This window comes from Methylobacter sp. (assembly GCF_004322395.1).
In the GTDB taxonomy this organism is placed as follows: Bacteria; Pseudomonadota; Gammaproteobacteria; order Methylococcales; family Methylomonadaceae; genus Methylobacter_A.
The window spans coordinates 102,028-121,399 of the sequence record NZ_SCTW01000008.1 but is presented as its reverse complement, the minus strand read 5'-3'; the positions used below and the strand labels follow the sequence as shown (position 1 = coordinate 121,399).

Here is a 19,372-nt window from a genome sequence, read left to right as displayed (position 1 = left end):
AAAAAAACAGATATGGCACAAGAAGCTGAAAATAAAGATATTGACCAATATCACTATAGTAAAAATCTGGATAATGCTGTGCAATACCTGAGTTTTGCTTTAGGAAAAGAAGAATATGGGGTTGATATTCTTCGAGTACAGGAAATACGCAGTTGGGAGCCTGTTTCGAGAATACCTAATGTTCCCTGTTACGAGAAAGGTGTCGTTAATTTACGTGGTTCCATAGTGCCGATTCTCGATTTGAGAGAAAGGTTTAATTTGAGCAAAGCCGAATACACACCGTTAACGGTGGTTGTGGTATTGCAGACCGGCGATAGCAACAAGACACGTATAATGGGAGTTGTTGTGGACTCGGTTTCCGATGTAATTAATGTAGATAAAACTGAAATTCAAAATGCTCCAGACTTTGGGGCTAAAGTAAGTAACGAATTTATTAACGGATTGGTATCGGTTAATGAACGCATGGTAATGCTGCTTGATGTGGACAAATTATTGAAACTAGAGGCATTGGATCAGGATGAAAGTTAATTATTTTCATGTGTTTAGCATGGTTTGTGTGATCTTAAGAGGTGGCGTAGCGTGAAGATTAATATGCCGTTAACGAATAATGAGGTTATCTTGAAAAAAGGGACAATCCTGGTTTCAAGAACCGATTTGATGGGACGTATAACTTACGTCAACGATGCATTTGTTGAAACCAGCGGTTTCACTCGTGATGAATTGATGGGGGCGGAACATAATATTGTGCGTCATCCCGACATGCCTGCTGCGGCTTATGAAGACTTATGGAAAACCTTAAAGCAGCTTAGACCCTGGCAAGGACTGGTGAAAAACAGATGTAAAAACGGCGACCATTACTGGGTTGAAGCAAATGCAATGCCGTTATTTAAAGATGGAAAAGTCTATGAATATCTTTCTGTCCGACACCCTCCAAAGCGAGATGTAATTCCCGCTACTGAGCAGTTATACAAGAAAATTAGCGACGGCGAAGTTAAATTAAGGCCGACCGGTTTGGCTGCGATGTTTAAATCGATTGGTGAAATTGCAATAGTTAAGAAAAATGCTTTTATAGTGATTGCTTTCTTGATACCTATCTTTTTCTTGATGTATCGGTTGTTTTTGACGCATGAATATGGTCTGTTAGCAGGAGTTGCATTGTTAGCTATGATAGCGTCGGCACTCAGTATTAATATGACTCGGGTGATAACCGAAACACTGGAAACCGCAATCACTATTTGTTATCGGCTGAGCAGTGGAAGCTTTGGAAATAAGGTGAACTTGAAGCGGGAAGATCAGCTGGGCGACTTTTTGCGAGGTTTGTATTGCATGGAAGTTAAACTGGGTGTGGACTTGGCCGACTACAAGCAAGGTGCGGCAGAATCCAAACGGATTACCCAAGCGTTGGACAATGTTCAAAACGGTGTCATGGTAGCCAATAAGAATCTTGAAGTTATTTACATGAATGAGAGTGTTCAGAAAATATTCAAGGCGGCAGAAAATGATATTCGCAAACAGTTACCTGATTTTTCTGCCGATAAATTGATGGGTTCCAATGTTGATCTGTATCACAAGAACCCTTCTGCTAAACGTGACATGTTGGAAAAATCACAAGAATCATTCAGATCGGAACTGATTATTGGTGGACGGTATATGAATGTTGTTGCTAGTCCTGTTAATGGCGATGGAGGCGAACGTATTGGTTATGTTGCTGAATGGCAGGATAGAACCCATGAAGTTTTAATTGAGAAAGAAATTGATCAACTGGTAAATAGCGTTAAAGACGGTGATTTGAGTACTCGCATAAAATTAAGCGACAAACAGGGGTTTGCTAAAGCGCTGTCTGCTGGCATTAATGAATTAACGGATGTCATTGAAAGCGTGTTTAGCGATGTTAACAGGGTGATGGAAAATATGGCTGAAGGCGATTTAACCACGGCCATTACTAATGAATATCAAGGTGTTTACGCTGAATGCAAGAATAATATTAATAGTACTTTGGCAAAGCTTAGCGAATTTATAATCCAAATCAGGGATGCCGCTGATTTTATAGACAGTTCGTCACAAGAGATGGCTAGCGGTAATAACAACCTGTCGCATCGCGCTGAACAACAAGCGGCTAGTCTGGAAGAAACGGCTGCAAGTATGGAAGAGTTAGCCAGTACTGTAAAAAATAATGCACAGAATACCGTTCAAGCGACTGAGGTTGTTACTTCGGCAAGTCAATTAGCTCAAAAAGGCGGCGGCATAGTTAAATCAGCTATCGCTGCAATGCAGGAAATTAATGAAAGCAGCAATAAAATTGCCGAAATTATTGGCGTAATTGATGAAATCGCATTCCAAACTAATCTGTTGGCACTAAACGCTTCTGTAGAAGCGGCCAGAGCAGGAGAGCAGGGACGTGGATTCTCAGTTGTTGCAACAGAAGTGCGTAATTTAGCTCAACGGAGTGCAACCGCTGCACAGCAAAGTAACGAGCTTATCCAGAATAGTGTGCAGAAAGTTCGTGCTGGAACAGCATTCGTTAATGAAACAGGTGCAGCACTAACTGAAATTGTCGAAAGCGTTGCAAAAGTTGGCGACATCGTAGCGCATATTGCCAGTGCCAGCTCGGAGCAATCCTCGGGTATAGAGCAAGTCAATCAAGCGGTTTCTCAAATGGACGATATTACTCAGCAAAATGCGGCTTTGGCGGAACAAGCCGCAGCAGGCAGTATTGCGATGAGTGAACAATCTACCAATATGACCCAGTTGCTTAGTTTCTTTAGAGTCAATTTAAAAGGGAGTAAAGCAACGACGAAACCTGCTGTGCAAAATAAATCCCCTATTGCACCAGCTGTAGCAACGGTAAGAACAACTGCGAAAAAAACTGTAGCTCCTGTTTTATCATCGAATAATTCTAAAAGCGATAGCAGTGACGAGTGGGAAGAATTTTAATGTTGTTAAAGCTACAAACTATATAACCGACAGGAAACTATAACAATGACAACAGATGTGCAGTCAAATAATAGTCGGGTAGAGCAATTTCTCACCTTTCAACTCGCAGGCGAAGCGTATGGGGTCGAGATTTTGAAAGTACAAGAGATTCGTGGTTGGGAAGCTGTTCGTATCATACCGAATACACCGGCTTTTGTTAAAGGCGTGTTAAATTTACGCGGATCAGTTGTGCCTATCATAGACTTACGGGAAAGGTTTTCTCTGGAGCACTGTGAATATTCCCCCAAAACGGTAGTCATTGTGCTCTGTGTTGAAAATGGTGCAAACCAGTTTGTAATGGGTATCGTCGCTGATGCAGTTTCTGATGTACTGGATATTAACTTGGCAGACATCAAAAAATCACCAAACTTCGGTTCAAAAATCGATACGCGTTACATGCGAGGTATGCATGTATATAAGAAAAAGATGATTATGCTCTTAGACGTCGATAAATTGCTCAATCCCGATGAGGTTGAGGGTATAGAAAGTTTGGTGTAACGGTGAGAATTGTTGCAATAGTCAATCAGAAAGGTGGCGTTGGAAAAACGACTACCACAGCAAACTTATGTCATGCCATTGCAGAAACAGGGTCAAAAGTGACAGCTATCGACCTTGATCCGCAAGGTCATTTGACCGTTTCCTTCGGAATTACTGAGCAGCGCATTGGCGGTATTGACGAAGCTATGCTGAAAGAGAAAAAAATTTGTCAGCAGCTTATTCCTGTCAGAGAAAATCTGCATTTAATTACCGCCGGACCAAAACTTAAAGAGATTGAACATCTAGCCGACAATAAATCACCTCGCGGCGTTTTGTTAAAAAATGCCTTGCATGAAAGCCTTAATGATCAGGATTTTATTTTTATCGATTGTCCGCCGTCTTCAGGTTTGCTTGTAGCGAACGCATTGATTGCAGCCGATGAAATTTTAATTCCTATGGCTAGTGATTTTTTAGCATTGCAAGGGTTATCTCATCTAATGGGCACGATTAAAAAATTTGAAAAGGCTTTAAAGAGGAAATATAAAATATTCTTAGTAATGTCACGGTATTCGCCAAATAGGAGAATATCGAGTCAGGTATTGAATGTTCTTCTTACGCATTTTCCTGAGCAAATATTAGCAACAGTCATTCGAGAAACAGCATTGCTCGCGGAGTGCCCCAGCTTTGGTAAAACAATTTTAGAATATAGCCCAAAAAGTCGTTCAGCAAGAGATTTTCGTAGTCTTGCCCATGATTTTCTTGATGACAAGGTGATGTATGGCAACAAGTGAAGAAAATGATTTAATCGGATACGATCCTCTAGCCTGGATGGAGAGCGACGCCGATAAAAATGAAGAAACAGTCGATAAAAAACATTGCGATAGCGATAAGCCGGTAGAGTCAATGTCTGATAATGAAATTGGAATCGCCGATGATTATTCTGATGACTTGATAGAAAATGCCGAAGAAAGTGCAATTTTAAATATGACTGAAGAAGATAGATTAGTAATAGATGAAATTGAGAGAGAAAACGATAGTTCTTTGGTAGGTGAAATGATTGAAAACGGCTTGGATGAAAGAGATAAGGTAGCAGGCACTTTAGACGATACAGAAGCTGTTGCCGAGGATTTTGAGGAAACGGCAGGGTCACAAATTGATTTAGACGCTACGCTGAGTATTCAGAATGTCGTTCAATTGCACGAAAAGTTGAAGAATTCCTTGGCTATAAATGATCAAATCGAAATAAATGCATCCGACGTAGCGTCAATAGATACAGCTACTTTACAGTTGCTTGTTTCATTGAAAAAAGATGCAGTTAAGTTGCAAAAGAAAGTAACCATTATTTATCCATCTCCTCGGTTTGTTGAATCTGCCCAGTTGCTGGGCTTGTTGGACGTGCTCGACGTAAATGGCATGTGACTTTTGACGGACAGGAAATAGTTCAAAGATGGCCATTGTTGAGAAGGTTCGGGAATTTAAATTCACTGCTGATGACTTTAATTTTTTAAGAAAATTGTCTAATGAGCATTCGGGTATTCAGGTTCCTGATGAAAGATTCGATATGTTTTATTCCAGATTATCTAAACGGGTTAGAAAACTGGGATTAGCCGACTTTAAGGAATATTGTCAGTATCTTAAAGATTATCCCGATCATGAGTTTACTCAGTTTATCAATGCTATAACAACTAATCTGACCGCTTTTTTTCGGGAAATGCATCATTTTGATTATGTTCGCGATGTCGTTATTCCGGAAGTATTAGTTAGAAATAAAACTTCACGACAAATCAAGGTGTGGTCCGCCGGTTGCTCTACCGGTGAAGAGCCTTATTCCATAGCGATCACATTGTTGGAAAATGTACCCGCTGACTGGGATATTAAGATCTTAGCGACTGATTTGGATACCAATGTCTTACAAACAGCATCTGAGGGAATTTATGCGGAAGATCGCGTTAGCGATTTGTCGGAAGATACACTTAAGCGATGGTTTATGCGTGGCAAATCATCGCAGTCCGGTCAAGTAAAAGTAAGACCTCAATTGCAACAAATTATTCAGTTTAAAAAGTTAAATTTGATGCAGGATTGGCCGATGAAATGTCATTTTGACTTTATTTTTTGTCGCAATGTTTTAATTTACTTTGACCGTGAAACCAAGACATTGTTGGCGCAAAGATATGCGCAAATGTTGTCTAGCAGATCATGGTTATTTATCGGGCATTCGGAATCATTAAATCAGCTTTCAAATGAGTTTGAGTTGGTTGCATGTACCAGTTATAGGAAAAATACATAATACTAATGAGCGCTAGCAATGATATTGGTTCACCTTCGATAGATGGGTTTGAACATATTAATAGATATGTGGATAAAGAGCGTGGTGTAATTGCCGCAAAGATTTTACCTGGAGAATACTATGTAACTCAGGAAGATGAATTAATCACAACCGTATTAGGTTCTTGTATATCGGCATGTATTCGGGATAAGGTTTCAGGCTTAGGGGGAATGAATCACTTTATGTTGCCGGAAACTACGGCGGATAAGCTGAAACAAGGTAACGAAGCGGTTGTCGGCAATGCAACCCGCTACGGGAATTATGCCATGGAGCATTTAATTAATACCATCTTAATGAATGGAGGCAAAAGAAAAAACTTGGAAGTTAAGGCGTTTGGCGGCGGTAGAATCATTCCGACTTTGACTGATGTTGGCCTTAAAAATATTGACTTTATCTTGGATTATATTGACACAGAAGGCTTGCCTTTATTATCTCAGGACTTGGGTGACATTTATCCTAGGAAAATCATCTATTTTCCTAGGACAGGTAAAGTCGGAATGAAAAAAATCGAGCATTTGCATAACGATACGATTATAAGAAGAGAACGGCAGTATTTTAATAATATTAAAAATGCACCTGTTGAAGGTGATGTTGAGCTTTTTTAAGAGTATATAGTGAATAAAATACGTGTATTGATTGTTGATGATTCATTGTTAATCAGAAAAGTGCTGACTGAGATTTTAAGCTCGTCACCCGATATTGAGGTGGTGGGGGGAGCAGAAGATCCTTATATTGCCAGAGAGATGATTAAGGAACTAAATCCTGACGTATTGACATTGGATATTGAAATGCCGCGTATGGATGGGATTACTTTTTTGCGCAATTTGATGAGATTAAGGCCAATGCCCGTTGTAATGATTTCAGCGCTCACAGAGAGTAATGCCGAAGTAACATTAACAGCTCTTGAGTTAGGCGCAGTTGATTTTATAGCTAAACCTACAGTTGATGTTGAAAATGCATTGAATGACTATGCTGAAGACATAATTGCTAAGGTAAGAGTAGCGTCGCAAGCTAATATTAGAAGACTTGGACATTGAGGCCAAAAATCAGGTCCTCTGATAAGGACTCCGATTGTTTGGAGAGTGAGTGAATATAAGGATGAACAAGCTTCAGGAATTCTAAAAACGATGTGACTACTAAATTTAAAGTGGTAGCAATCAACATTAAAAATACACCTGTTGATGGTGATGATGGGCTTCTTTTAGAGTGGGTTTATGGGTAAGATACGAGTATTGGTTATTGATGATTCAGCATTAATCAGGAAAATCCTGACTGAAGTTTTAAGTTCATCACCTGATATTGAAGTGGTGGGGGCGGCAGCAGACCCTCTTATCGCTAGAGAAATGATTAAGCAATTAAATCCGGACGTATTAACGCTGGATATTGAAATGCCGCATATGGACGGGATAACTTTTTTAAGTAACCTGATGCGATTAAGGCCAACACCGGTTGTAATGATCTCCACGCTGACTGAACATGGTGCAGAGGCTACTTTAAATGCTTTGGCATTAGGTGCGGTAGATTTTATTGCCAAACCTAAAGTTGATGTTGTTAATACTCTGAATGAGTATGCTGATGAAATTATTTCCAAGGTTAAGGTAGCGGCTCAAGCAAAAGTAGGAAGCATCCAGAATAGGGTTATCAAACCTAAAAGTCCTGTAACGACAACTCCCGATATTTCAGAAAAACATTCAGTCGATGTTATTTTAAAAGCGGCCCTTGTTAAAACACATATTGGCCCCACCAATAAGATAATTGCTTTAGGCGCCTCAACGGGAGGAACCGAAGCGATTAAAACAGTAGTTAAAGGATTTCCGGCCGATACCCCACCTATTTTAATAACGCAACATTTACCCGCTGCATTTAGTCAATCATTTGTCCGGCATATTGATCTTGCAACGGAAATGTCAGCTTGTATCCCAAAACATGGTCAGACGGTTGAGCCGGGGAATATTTATCTTTCACCTGGAGATAAGCACATGCTGGTGATCAGAGAGGGAGGTAAATATATTATTCATTTAAGTGATGGATTACCTGTCAATCGCCATAAACCCGCAGTTGATGTCTTGTTTCGTTCAGTCTCTCAATGTGCAGGCGCTAATGCTATTGGTGTGCTATTGACCGGCATGGGGGCTGACGGAGCAATGGGTATGAAAGAAATGCATGATGCGGGAGCCAAAACTGTTATTCAGGATGAGCAATCCAGTGTCGTTTGGGGCATGCCGGGAGCGGCATTCAAGTTGGGATGCACCGACTATGTGGTATCGTTAGAAGAAGTTTCGAATAAAGTTTTAAGCTTGGTTAAGCTTGGCAGTGTTGGTAAGGTTAACTAAAAATATGTTGCTGAGGTCTTTGATATTATCTTATCAGGCTTTTTCGGATGTAGGTGGCGATGTTTTTTCTTATGTGAATATATTTCATTGGAAATTACCATAATAAGCTAAAAGCATATGTCAGATACAGAATTTTAAAAATGTTACTTTACGCTATGTAACCAAATATGACTAATCAGACTAAATCACAATTTATTGCAGTAGCTTCCATTACCTCGGAGTTAAGCGCGGTCATGGTGGTAGCTAAGGAAATATCGTTAGCTGCGGCCAATGCAAAGGCAATTGCATTCAGGGCTGGAGATAAAGCAAAAGGATTCCAACCGATTACTGACTTTATTAATGAATTGGCTAAAGAAACAATTGAGCTGGTTACTAACATAAATATATATGCTTTAGTCTTATATCGATTAACTGTCGATGAGTTCCAAAAAACGATCGCTTATAATAAATTTGAGTTGGCAGCAAAAATGGCTGAAGATGCCGTTTTTGCTAAAACAATGCAGGGGCCTGTGGATCATGCAAAGCTTTCAATGCAAGATTGCCAGAGGCAGTTTAAACGGGATGTCTCGCAACTGTTAGGACAACTTGAGGCGGTGATGCATCATGCGCGCGCCGCACGAGTTATTGCTGCAAACTCAAGAATTGAAGCATCTCAAGCGGGTGAGTATTTGCAGAGTCTGCAGGCAGTTGCCGAAAGTGTGGATAAAGCCGCACATACCATTCATGATAATGTGCAGCGTTGCAGAATCGCATTATCCATTTATCGCAATAGCTGAATAGCTGCTAATTACAGAAGGCATTGTTTTTTATGAAAATGACCAAGATATATGAAGGATCGCATCAATGGATTATGTTCGGAAGGGATGAAGGTAAACCTAATAATATAATCGATACTAACCAATATGTGGTGCGCACGCCTAATCGCTGTCTGTTGTTGGATCCAGGCGGTGCTGAATTGTTTGCTCCGATGATGGCGGCTGTATTACATCATGCGCCTGTGGATCAAATAACGGATTTGTTCGCTTCGCATCAGGATCCGGATGTGATCTCATCATTGGGTTTATGGGATCAAGCTTTAACAAATGCCAAGCTCCATGCGCCGGCTGTTTGGGAAGGTTTCTTGCGGCATTACAGTTGCGAATCAATAGAATACATACCCATTCCGGATAATGGCGGAACGATTAAGTTAGAGTCTGTGGAGCTGCAACTTATTCCTGCCCATTATTTACACTCATCAGGGAATTTTCATGTTTATGATCCGCAAGCTAAAATCTTGATGTCAGGAGATGTCGGTGCCGCTATTGAAGGACCGGATTCTCCTGTTTTTGTTGATAATTTTGCCGCGCATGTTGAAAAAATGCGTTATTGGCATCAACGATGGATGCCGTCAAATCAGGCAAAAAGAGTTTGGATTGAGCGAGTAAGAAATCTCGATATTGATATTTTGGCTCCACAGCATGGTCGGATGTTTAAAGGTGACGATGTCAAACGGTTTTTAGACTGGTTTGATGCTTTACAGGTAGGTATTGCTGTTTAATCAATTCTAAAACATAGCCCGGTGCATTTGAAAAAGAGGCGATATTTATCCGACGGTCATCAATTTGCTTTCTTGCAGCTTCAAATTTGTATTGAATGTGGCGATATAAATTAATTTTTATTCATTCAAGCGAAGGTTTTTAGGTTTTCAAGGGCGGTTTTAATGTAACGCCCTTTTTTGATGATCGGCTATTTAAAAGTTAATCTTGAAATCAGAAACTTCAGCAACGGGTTATTATTGGTAGCGCTAGTCAGGCAATTATCCATAGAGCTGAAGTTGGATATCTTCAGCGATAAATTTTTATACCCTATCTTTTGTCAGTATTTTGGAAATGACTTCAAAATATCGATCACGCCAAAGATCAATTAAAGCTTAAACAGTTCATAGGCTTAGCAGGCGTTGTTTATGCACAGATTAACTTTGTTGCAATAGATGATGATTTAAGCCTTGAAGACAGTAAAATAAACATATCTTGTGGGTATAATGCATTGATTTATAATAAATTATTGTCTTGTATAAAAGCTGAAATTTAACGAAAAGACTGGCTTTATCAAGCCTGAATCAAGTTATTTATATCTTGTACACAGAGTTATCCACAGGGATTTTGAAAAAGATTGCAGGTGCTTGATTGTTAAGTTTGAGTTTTGAAATTACAAAAAACTCAAAAAAAGGGAGCCCAATAGATGATTAGGCTCCCCCTTACCAAGAAAGGTAAGTCAGAGCGCATATTGGTATGCTATCAATGCAAAAGCAAAATGATAATATGGCATTTTGTCACATATAGTTAATATGGTTATATTTAATCAGTTGAATCTAAGAAAGAATATATAGATAAATTATCAATAATCCATATTCTGAATAAGTGAACAATTCGTTTAAGGAGCCATGATGTCCGAGCAAGCAAACTATATCCGTTGGTTTAATGAATTAACGATTGAAGACATACCTTCTGTAGGCGGCAAGAATGCTTCGTTAGGTGAAATGTACAGAGAACTAATACCGCAAGGTATCCGGATTCCCAACGGTTTTGCCGTGACTGCGGAAGCTTACCGCTATGTATTGGATCAAGCGAATGCTTGGGGGGCACTCCATCAAGCATTGGATGATTTGAATCCTGACGATATCGCCGATCTTGCCAAACGTGCGCTCAAAGCAAGAGAAATAATCTATGCAGCGCCTTTTCCTGAAGATCTTGAACAGCAAATTATCGAGGCTTTTACTCAATTGAAAGAACAGTACGGCGATGATTTAAGCGTTGCCGTACGCAGTTCCGCCACTGCCGAAGACTTGCCGACCGCGAGTTTTGCCGGACAGCAGGATACTTACCTGAATATACGCGGCGACCAGGCTTTGCTGGATTCTTGCAAACGCTGTTTTGCCAGCCTGTTCACCGATCGTGCTATCCATTACCGCATCGATCAAGGCTTCGATCATTTCAAGCTGGCCTTATCGGTAGGCATTATGAAAATGGTACGCTCGGATCTGGATGCCAGCGGCGTGATGTTCTCGTTGGATACCGAATCCGGATTCAAAGATGTGGTGTTTATTACCGGTGCTTACGGATTGGGCGAAAATGTCGTGCAAGGAGCAGTCGATCCCGACGAGTTCTATGTGCATAAACCGACTTTTGAACAGGGTCATAGGGCAGTATTAAGGCGCACCTTGGGCGCGAAGAAAATAAAAATGGTTTACAGCGAAGGGCGCACTCGTGAACCTACCCGGAATATTGTGACCTCTGAAGAAGAACGTAACCGCTTTTGCATTAACGATGCGGATGTTCTAACCCTCGCCGATTACGCCCTCAAAATAGAAAAGCATTACAGCGCCAAAGCCGGGCAAGCCAAGCCAATGGATATTGAATGGGCGAAAGACGGCCTTGACGGTACGCTATATATCGTTCAGGCGCGCCCGGAAACCGTGGTTTCTCAATTGCGCGGTATGGTCTTGGAGCAATATAGTCTTAGACAGAAAGCCGAACCGATCGTCACCGGTCATGCGGTCGGCAGTAAAATTGCCACCGGTAATGCGCGGATTATTGAAAATATCGAGCAGTTAAACAGCTTTAGCCCCGGCGATGTGCTGGTTGCCGATATGACTACGCCGGATTGGGAGCCCGTTATGAAAATGGCTTCAGCGATAGTCACTAACCGGGGCGGGCGCACTTGTCATGCGGCAATTATTTCTCGTGAATTGGGTGTGCCGGCTGTAGTGGGTTGCGAAAATGCCACGACAGCGATTAAACACAATAGCCCTGTTACCGTATCGTGTGCCGAAGGCGATGTCGGTAAGGTATATTCCGGTATTCTCGACTTCGATATTAAAACCACCGACTTGTCGGGTTTGCAACGCCCGAAAACCAAAATCATGCTCAATATAGGCAATCCCGAACTAGCCTTTAAAACCAGCTTCCTGCCCAATGACGGCGTGGGCTTGGCGCGGATGGAATTTATCATTACCGAATACATCAAAGCGCACCCTATGGCACTGATACATCCGGAGCAAGTGCAGGATGCCGACGAGCGGGAACAGCTAGACCAATTGACAGATAATTATCCAAGTGCTGAAGATTATTTTATTCAAAAGTTGTCCGAGGGCGTGGGCACCATTGCCGCGGCGTTTTACCCCAAACCCGTAGTCGTGCGGATGTCGGACTTTAAAACTAATGAATACGCCACTTTGCTTGGCGGGAGGTGGTTTGAGTTTGATGAAGCCAATCCGATGATCGGTTTTCGCGGTGCGTCGCGGTATATCCATCCTGCTTATGCAGAAGGTTTTGCGTTGGAATGCAAGGCTATGAAACGGGTGCGCGACCAGATGGGCTTAACCAATGTTATTCTGATGATTCCCTTTTGCCGCCGCGTAGAAGAAGCCCGGCGTGTGCTCGACTACATGGCGCAGCTTGGTTTGAAGCGCGGCGAGCAAGGATTGGAAGTTTATGTGATGTGCGAGATTCCTAATAACGTCATTCAAATCGATGCCTTTTCCGAACATTTCGATGGCTTTTCGATTGGTTCCAATGATTTGACCCAGCTTACTTTGGGTGTCGACCGAGACTCTGCGATAATCGCCGAAGATTTTGACGAGCGCGATCCAGGCGTTAAAGAAATGATTCGTCTTGCCATTGATGGCGCGCGCCGTAACGGTAAACATTGCGGACTTTGCGGTCAAGCGCCGTCGGATTATCCGGAAATGGCGGAATTTCTGGTGGAAACCGGTATTGATTCGATGAGCTTGAATCCCGATACTGTGTTGCAGACCACCCAGCTAGTGTTGGAAACTGAACGACGTTTGAGCAGGTAGTTTTCCGGCTGATAAAATAAAATTTCTGTGGACCACGTTCCAATTTTAGTATGTTGGTCTAGAATGAATATAACAGAGGTTTAGTTTTACAGCTGGAGAGGAGCAAAATTAACATGAAAAATTATCGCCTGTTTCTATTGAATTTTGTGATGGCTTCATTCATTTTGCTAACCGGGTTTCAAAAGCCGGGTATTAATCATGCTCTTTTGGCAGAAAAACAAGTTGCATCGGTTAACGTAAAAACTGTACGGCTTAAGAGTAAACAGAGTCTTGTTAAACAAAAAGAGAAAAAAGACAAACATTTATTGGCTGACGCCAATAACAGCGCTAGTGAATACGCTGAGCTTCAAAAATCGCTGGATCTTTCTATTCCTTTTAAAGCTTCTGAAAATGCTTGGTTGCCAACTGAACAAAACAGAATAGCCCAGAGAGAGCCATCAGCTATATTTATTAAAGAAAAGAAAAAATCACAACCTGTCCATTTAGACGGCGAGATGTTGATGTCGCAAGAACCGGAAGTTGATAAACAAAAATCGCTGGATGGCGCGGGGATTGTTATCACCCTAAAACGGTGACTGTCGGAATGGACAACGCCGAATCTGCGCGATGTTTATTTTTTATCGGACATAACAGCACTTGACAGCAGGACAATTCGGTTTCTGCCTTCGTTTTTCGCACGATACATGGCTTGATCGGCGGCCTCGATCATATCGTTGTAATGAACATAGTGTCGGCTATACATGGATACGCCGATACTAACTGTCAACGCATGTCCATGAAATCGTTGGCTCATAATCTTGCCGCGACGCTCAACTTCCGATCTTATACGTTCGGCATAGCCGTGGGCGCCGGCTTCATCAGTATTTTTAAGGACAAATAAAAACTCTTCTCCGCCGTAACGGCCAATCAAGTCTCCAGGGCGCGTTAAACCGCGCAAAATATCGGCAACAATCTTTAATGCATCATCTCCTGCCTGATGCCCGCAAGTGTCGTTAAATAGTTTGAACCTGTCTATATCGATAAAGCCAATAGCGATATTTGCCAGTTTCGACTCATCTTCTTGGAAAATCTCAGCCAAAAAGTTGTTGACTATGCGTTTATTAAAAAGCTGCGTTAAATGATCGACCTGTGCGTGTTTCTTCTCTTGGTCGTATTGTTTGGCATTAAACATTGCGACTCCCAATTCATAAGCAATTGGCATTATTTCTCGCAGCAATTGTGGGGTCATCGGTTTTTTTGATAGTGAATTATCAGCATAAAGTACACCGAACAGATGATTGTGGTGAAATACCGGTATCGCGATAAACTCAGTAATTTTTAAGCGTTGAATGAGTGGATTGTTGCGCTCTATTTTGCTATTGATAATGACGGCTTTTTTTTCGCGCAGGCTTTTTAATAAGGCTCCGGAAATGCCGTTAATGCCGATCTCAAAGGGTTGTAGCTTGGCCGGTAATGTTAATTTCGGCCACCAATATGATGCTATCAGACAGCGGCGCTTAGGGTCGATAGTGAACATAATAGTGCGATCAAAAGAAAATTCTTCTTGTATTGCCTCTAGTGTCCGGGGTATGAAATCTTCCGGATTAAGGCTGTGATGAGGCGCGGTCAAACTGGATGATGGTTTTTTGCTGGATGTATAGTCAGAGTCAGCCGCAAAAAGCTTACCGGCGCTTATCTGGCTAAGGTTAATCGCTTTTTTAATCAACGTGGCCCTTAACGTGGCTAAGCAGGGCAGATGAATGCCGTAGAACTCCCGGGTACTTTGCATATCTTGATCTACCTGTTGCAGTAGAGTGTCAAGATCCAGTTGGTCAATATCGATAGTTTCTAATACCGCGCTTTGTAATGTGGGAGGGGGAACATCATGGCTAGCCGAACCTATTCCCTGTATCCAAGCTATATAATTTGCGAAGGAAACAATAGCTATTTCCGTTCCGAATTTAGCGTAAGGAGATGTCTCAGTTGGCTGATCATGATGATAAGCAACGATTGCCATGATTGATGCCGGTAATTGCCATTCTAGGCAAAAAACATGTCCTATCTCGGCATGAGTTATTCCGAAAAAACGACGTTCCTCTTCAATGGTCGAATGCAAGCTTTTGCTTGTGGAATTAATAAAATCACTGTAAGTCACGCGCCCATAGTTTTCCATAACTACTTTGCCTATATCATGTAAAAGTCCGCCTGTATAAACCAGATCCGGTTCTGGATACTTAAGTGCGACGGCTATTCTCTTGCTTAATGAAGCGACATAAAGACAATGTTGCCAGAAAAATAACAAATCAAACGATTGTTTTGAGTTTCGTTGTGTCAGTTTGTTATAAAACAGCAGGTTTAACGCAAGCTGACGTACGGTAGAAAAACCTAGTATATTAACTGCGCGTTTAATCGAAGTTATTCTATTCGGTAAGGCGTATGCAGCAGAGTTAACCTGATTTAGGATTTTTGCAGCCAGCACCGGTTCTGTTTCTATAATCAAAGATAAGTCTTCGATCCTGGCGTTGTCATCATTGGTTACATTTAATAGTTTGATAGCGACAGAAGGTATAAGGTGAAGATGTTTTATATCATCCTTTAGAACTGATCGAGCGGATTTTTTTATTAGTTCAATATGGTCCTTGTCTTCGTCAGTCATGACATATTCTCATGGGCTAGGGTTCCAGTTTTATGCTGTAAATCGAGTCTAATAAATTTTTAAAAAAGATTATGAGAACTATCGGGTAAAAATTTTAACGATTATTTGCAATATAGCATCAAAGGTCGGTCATTGTGACTACCAAGTACAAAATTTTCTGAATACATTTGGATAGTTTACAATACTGAAGAGTAAGTTCGCCCCTACAGCAGGGCTGCAAGTAGACGGAATGTAAAATAATCACATGAAAAAATTAAAATGCGCGGTTATCGGTACCGGTTATCTGGGCAAATTTCACGCGGAAAAATATGCGTCGCTGCCGGATTGCGAGCTGGTTGCCGTTGTCGATATTAATGAGGAGGCGGCTAAAGAGGTCGCCGAAAAATATGGTGCAGCAGCGCTGACAGACTATCAAGCCTTATTAGGAGAAATTGATGCGGTTAGTATCGTTGTACCTACGACACTGCATCACATGGTATCCAGGGATTTTCTTAATGCCGACGCTCATGTACTGGTTGAAAAGCCGATTACCGTAACGGTTGCCGAAGCCGATGAGTTGATCGCAATTGCCGATGCAAGAAATTTGATTTTGCAGGTCGGGCATCTGGAACGATTCAACCCGGCGGTTTTGGGTTTGGACAAAGAAGAAAAGCCGCTGTTTATTGAATCTCACCGGTTGTCGCCGTTTAATCCGCGCGCTAATGATGTCAGCGTAGTGTTGGATTTAATGATCCATGACATCGATATTATTTTAGCCTTGGTGGATTCCGACGTGGAACGAATCGATGCCAGCGGTACAGCCGTTTTAACGCGAGGCACCGATATTGCCAATGCACGGCTGCTGTTTAAAAACGGGTGTGTGGCTAATGTTACGGCCAGCCGGATCAGTATGAAGATGGAGCGTAAAATGCGTATGTTCAGGCCATCCTCCTATGTTTCTGTCGACTTCCAAAATCGTGTTTTAACCAAACATCGTACCGGTAAAAAAGAAATGTTTCCCGGCATTCCGGAAATAGAAACCGAAGAATCCGTTTTTGAAAGCGGCGATGCGCTGCTGGAAGAAATCAAACACTTCGTTAATTGCATCCGTACCGGCGAAAATCCACTAGTTTCCGGCGAGGCGGGAAAAAGAGCGCTGGAAACCGCAATAGCTATTACCCAGTTATTAGGCGAATAGACCGCAACGCCGCAACACAAACAATCGATAAACACAAAGGCAATAAAACATGATACCAATGGTAAACCTGAAGGCTCAATACGTTGAAATTAAAGATGAAGTTGAGTGTGGGCTGGCCGCAACAATCGAAAACTGTTCGTTTATATTAGGCCCTAATGTCCAAGCCTTTGAAAAAGAAGCGGCCGATTATTTAGGCGTTAAACACGCCATTGCAGTGGCGTCAGGAACCGATGCGCTGCATCTTGCATTGATTGCCGAAGGCATCGGTGCAGGCGATGAGGTGATCACCACTGCCTTTACCTTTATCGCTACCGCAGAAGCCATTAAATATGTCGGCGCCATTCCTGTTTTCGTCGATATAGATCCCAAGACTTTCAATATTTCACCAGACGCGATAGCCAAGGCTATTACTCCAAAAACTAAAGCGGTGATGCCGGTGCACTTGTTCGGTCAACCTGCCGACATGACAGCGATTAAGCAGCTATGCGATCAGCATAACCTGAAACTGATTGAAGATTGCTGCCAGTCGTTTGGCGCGAGCATCGACGGCAAACAAACCGGCGCTATCGGTCATGCCGCCGGATTTAGTTTTTTTCCGAGCAAGAACTTGGGTGCATTTGGCGACGGCGGCTTAGTCGTCACCAATTCCGATGAGACTGCTGCGAAACTTAAAATGCTGCATAACCACGGCTCGGATGTCCGTTATTATCATGATGTGATCGGCTACAACAGCCGCCTTGATGAAATGCAGGCTGTGATATTGAGAGCCAAGTTGAAACGCATCGACCAATACAATAAAGGCCGCCGCCATGCCGGGCGTCTTTATTCGGAATTGATGGCTGATTTGCCGTTGACTACGCCGTCTGAAGACGGTCTGGGCGAGCACGTTTATCATCAGTACACGATATTATGTGAACGCCGCGATGACGTGATGAAAGCCTTGCAGGATAAACAAATCGCCTGTGCGGTATATTATCCCGTACCCTTGCACCGGCAGAATGTGTTTAAACAGGAATACGCGGCTGTCAGCTTGCCTGTGACGGAATTTGTTGCGGCCAATTGTATGTCATTGCCGATTTGCCCGTTCCTTGAGGATGACTCGATCAGGGAGATTGTTGGGATTATTCGGGATGTTTTGACAGCGTAGTTACGATTGCCGGAGTGCAGGCTTCGCCTGCGCCAGCACAAGCGAAGCTTGCACTCCATAGTTCAGTATTAGAATTATAGGATGGGTTGACGAAGGAAGCCCATTGTTATCACGCAACTGATGCGCTTCCTTCGTCAGCACATCCTACGATCCTTCGTCTTGAATCATAAACCCTTAAAAATTCTATTCAGTGCCGGAGAATCATCCGGCGACCAACACGCCGCCAATATGTTTCTCGAGCTGCAAAAACAGCAGCCGGACATTAAAGGCATCGGTATGGGCGGCGCAAAAATGGCTCAGGCGGGTATAGATATTCATTACGATTCAGCCAATATTGCCGTCATTGGCGTGGTTGAAGTCATCAAGCATTATGCCGAAATCCGCCGTGCGTTAAAGCTGATGCAACAGTTGGTAGCAACCGAGCGCCCGGACTTGCTGGTTTGTGTCGACTATAAAGAGTTCAACTTTAAGCTGGCGCGCTACGCCAAACAGCAAGGCATAAAGGTGTTGTTTTATGTCAGCCCCCAAGTATGGGCATGGCGTCCGGGTCGGGTAAAGGCCTACGGTAAAGTCATCGACATGATGGCGGTGATATTCCCGTTTGAGACGGCTTATTACGATGCCGAAAAAGTGCCGGTACGCTACGTGGGACATCCTTCGGTAGATAAAGTCCATGCTCAGCGCAGCAAAGATGAAGATTTAGCCCGTTTCGGACTGGACAAAAATAAACCGGTTGTCGGCTTATTGCCTGGTAGCCGCGCCAATGAAATCAAGCGCATGTTGCCGGTCATGTTGGCTGCCGCCGAAAAAGTCCTGGCCGGCTTGCCTGAGTGTCAGTTTATTTTGCCGCAAGCCGATTCAATCAGTGATGCGTTGCTTGAAGAATACATCGCCCAATCGCCGCTAACCATCACAATCATAAAAAATCAGCCTTACGATGTCATTCAATGCTGTGACGCCGTAATGACCACATCGGGCACCGCGACGTTGGAAATCGCCTTGTTAACCGTGCCGATGGTTATTACCTACAAGCTCTCATCGATAACCTACTGGTTGGGCAGGTGGCTGGTCAACACGCTGTTTATAGGCTTGCCGAATATCGTGTCAGGCAAAAGCATCATAAAAGAACTGATTCAGCATGATGCGACAGCCGAAAACCTGTCTGCCGAAGTGATGCGAATCCTGACCGATAAAGCTTATGCCGATCAAATGCGCGAGAACCTGACTCAAGTTAAGCAGCAGTTAGGGCAGGGCGGCGGTTCAAAAAATATGGCGCAGTTGGTGTTGGAAATGCTGAGATGATATTAAAGTGGAAAAAACTAAGTAATAGGCTAGGTTTTTCTGTTAGTCTTAATCGGTCGATAACTCAATCGGCATGATAAGTTTTAATAACCAAAATATACACAAAAAAGCGAGGAGGTAATTATGGATATCGGAACTGGATTTAAATTGCTGGCCTTGATGCTT

Annotated in this window: 17 protein-coding genes; 16 read left to right on the top strand and 1 reads right to left on the bottom strand. The window is 42.6% G+C overall.

Translation table 11 applies throughout. The features are described 5' to 3' along the window. Window positions 1-12: 12 nt before the first annotated feature. From EPO18_RS01190 to EPO18_RS01130, 13 genes are all read left to right on the top strand, one after another. Complete coding sequence (locus tag EPO18_RS01190; RefSeq protein ID WP_292429354.1) at window positions 13-528, top strand: chemotaxis protein CheW; 516 nt, start codon at window positions 13-15, stop codon at window positions 526-528. A 51-nt stretch (window positions 529-579) separates the two neighbouring features. Further along, window positions 580-2,934, top strand: coding sequence for a methyl-accepting chemotaxis protein (locus EPO18_RS01185; RefSeq protein WP_292429351.1), 2,355 nt, complete (start codon window positions 580-582; stop codon window positions 2,932-2,934). Window positions 2,935-2,979: 45 nt separating this feature from the next. Beyond that, complete coding sequence (locus tag EPO18_RS01180) at window positions 2,980-3,471, top strand: chemotaxis protein CheW (protein WP_292429348.1); 492 nt, start codon at window positions 2,980-2,982, stop codon at window positions 3,469-3,471. 2 nt (window positions 3,472-3,473) lie between these two features. After that, window positions 3,474-4,241: a ParA family protein gene (locus EPO18_RS01175; RefSeq protein ID WP_292429346.1), complete on the top strand. Its 768-nt coding sequence runs from the start codon at window positions 3,474-3,476 to the stop codon at window positions 4,239-4,241. Next, window positions 4,228-4,869: an STAS domain-containing protein gene (locus EPO18_RS01170; RefSeq protein ID WP_292429344.1), complete on the top strand. Its 642-nt coding sequence runs from the start codon at window positions 4,228-4,230 to the stop codon at window positions 4,867-4,869. The genes EPO18_RS01175 and EPO18_RS01170 overlap by 14 nt, the downstream gene beginning before the upstream one ends. Window positions 4,870-4,897: 28 nt before the next feature. After that, on the top strand, window positions 4,898-5,737 hold the full coding sequence (locus EPO18_RS01165) for a CheR family methyltransferase (RefSeq protein ID WP_292429342.1): 840 nt from the start codon (window positions 4,898-4,900) through the stop codon (window positions 5,735-5,737). A 5-nt stretch (window positions 5,738-5,742) separates the two neighbouring features. After that, a complete protein-coding gene (cheD, locus tag EPO18_RS01160; RefSeq protein ID WP_292429340.1) occupies window positions 5,743-6,381 on the top strand; it encodes a chemoreceptor glutamine deamidase CheD in 639 nt (212 codons plus the stop codon). A gap of 9 nt (window positions 6,382-6,390) precedes the next feature. After that, on the top strand, window positions 6,391-6,813 hold the full coding sequence (locus EPO18_RS01155; RefSeq protein ID WP_363331464.1) for a response regulator: 423 nt from the start codon (window positions 6,391-6,393) through the stop codon (window positions 6,811-6,813). 177 nt (window positions 6,814-6,990) lie between these two features. Next, on the top strand, window positions 6,991-8,109 hold the full coding sequence (locus EPO18_RS01150; protein ID WP_292429337.1) for a protein-glutamate methylesterase/protein-glutamine glutaminase: 1,119 nt from the start codon (window positions 6,991-6,993) through the stop codon (window positions 8,107-8,109). A 167-nt stretch (window positions 8,110-8,276) separates the two neighbouring features. Continuing rightward, window positions 8,277-8,885, top strand: a complete 609-nt coding sequence (locus EPO18_RS01145) for a chemotaxis protein (protein WP_292429335.1) — start codon at window positions 8,277-8,279, stop codon at window positions 8,883-8,885. 32 nt (window positions 8,886-8,917) lie between these two features. Next, window positions 8,918-9,646, top strand: a complete 729-nt coding sequence (locus tag EPO18_RS01140) for an oxygen-binding di-iron domain-containing protein (protein ID WP_292429332.1) — start codon at window positions 8,918-8,920, stop codon at window positions 9,644-9,646. A gap of 888 nt (window positions 9,647-10,534) precedes the next feature. After that, a complete protein-coding gene (ppsA, locus tag EPO18_RS01135; protein WP_292429327.1) occupies window positions 10,535-12,946 on the top strand; it encodes a phosphoenolpyruvate synthase in 2,412 nt (803 codons plus the stop codon). A 113-nt stretch (window positions 12,947-13,059) separates the two neighbouring features. After that, the gene (locus tag EPO18_RS01130) at window positions 13,060-13,521 is read left to right on the top strand and encodes a hypothetical protein (protein ID WP_292429324.1); all 462 of its coding nucleotides are present in this window, start codon (window positions 13,060-13,062) and stop codon (window positions 13,519-13,521) included. Window positions 13,522-13,556: 35 nt separating this feature from the next. Here EPO18_RS01130 and EPO18_RS01125 read toward each other — a convergent pair whose 3' ends face one another. Beyond that, the gene (locus EPO18_RS01125; RefSeq protein WP_292429321.1) at window positions 13,557-15,581 is read right to left on the bottom strand and encodes an HDOD domain-containing protein; all 2,025 of its coding nucleotides are present in this window, start codon (window positions 15,579-15,581) and stop codon (window positions 13,557-13,559) included. A 244-nt stretch (window positions 15,582-15,825) separates the two neighbouring features. On the opposite strand from EPO18_RS01125, the gene EPO18_RS01120 reads away from it, so the two are divergent. The 3 genes from EPO18_RS01120 to lpxB all read left to right on the top strand — a co-directional run bounded on the left by EPO18_RS01120 (window position 15,826) and on the right by lpxB (window position 19,207). Then, window positions 15,826-16,758, top strand: a complete 933-nt coding sequence (locus tag EPO18_RS01120) for a Gfo/Idh/MocA family protein (RefSeq protein ID WP_292429319.1) — start codon at window positions 15,826-15,828, stop codon at window positions 16,756-16,758. Between the two features lie 49 nt (window positions 16,759-16,807). After that, window positions 16,808-17,905 (top strand): DegT/DnrJ/EryC1/StrS family aminotransferase, encoded by a 1,098-nt coding sequence (locus EPO18_RS01115; protein WP_292429316.1) that lies wholly within the window; start codon window positions 16,808-16,810, stop codon window positions 17,903-17,905. Window positions 17,906-18,064: 159 nt separating this feature from the next. Beyond that, window positions 18,065-19,207 carry a lipid-A-disaccharide synthase gene (lpxB, locus tag EPO18_RS01110; RefSeq protein ID WP_292429314.1) on the top strand — a complete coding sequence of 381 codons (1,143 nt, stop codon included), beginning with the start codon at window positions 18,065-18,067 and terminating at the stop codon, window positions 19,205-19,207. The last annotated feature ends 165 nt before the right edge of the window (window positions 19,208-19,372 follow it).

Bases quoted from the DNA above. Each gene is read 5' to 3' on its own strand.
- EPO18_RS01120 (WP_292429319.1), top strand. From the start codon at position 15,826: ATGAAAAAATTAAAATGCGCGGTTATCGGTACCGGTTATCTGGGCAAA.
- EPO18_RS01115 (WP_292429316.1), top strand. From the start codon at position 16,808: ATGATACCAATGGTAAACCTGAAGGCTCAATACGTTGAAATTAAAGAT.
- cheD (WP_292429340.1), top strand. From the start codon at position 5,743: ATGAGCGCTAGCAATGATATTGGTTCACCTTCGATAGATGGGTTTGAA.
- EPO18_RS01130 (WP_292429324.1), top strand. From the start codon at position 13,060: ATGAAAAATTATCGCCTGTTTCTATTGAATTTTGTGATGGCTTCATTC.
- EPO18_RS01150 (WP_292429337.1), top strand. From the start codon at position 6,991: ATGGGTAAGATACGAGTATTGGTTATTGATGATTCAGCATTAATCAGG.
- EPO18_RS01180 (WP_292429348.1), top strand. From the start codon at position 2,980: ATGACAACAGATGTGCAGTCAAATAATAGTCGGGTAGAGCAATTTCTC.
- ppsA (WP_292429327.1), top strand. From the start codon at position 10,535: ATGTCCGAGCAAGCAAACTATATCCGTTGGTTTAATGAATTAACGATT.
- EPO18_RS01125 (WP_292429321.1), bottom strand. From the start codon at position 15,581: ATGACTGACGAAGACAAGGACCATATTGAACTAATAAAAAAATCCGCT.
- EPO18_RS01140 (WP_292429332.1), top strand. From the start codon at position 8,918: ATGAAAATGACCAAGATATATGAAGGATCGCATCAATGGATTATGTTC.
- EPO18_RS01165 (WP_292429342.1), top strand. From the start codon at position 4,898: ATGGCCATTGTTGAGAAGGTTCGGGAATTTAAATTCACTGCTGATGAC.
- EPO18_RS01145 (WP_292429335.1), top strand. From the start codon at position 8,277: ATGACTAATCAGACTAAATCACAATTTATTGCAGTAGCTTCCATTACC.
- EPO18_RS01170 (WP_292429344.1), top strand. From the start codon at position 4,228: ATGGCAACAAGTGAAGAAAATGATTTAATCGGATACGATCCTCTAGCC.
- EPO18_RS01190 (WP_292429354.1), top strand. From the start codon at position 13: ATGGCACAAGAAGCTGAAAATAAAGATATTGACCAATATCACTATAGT.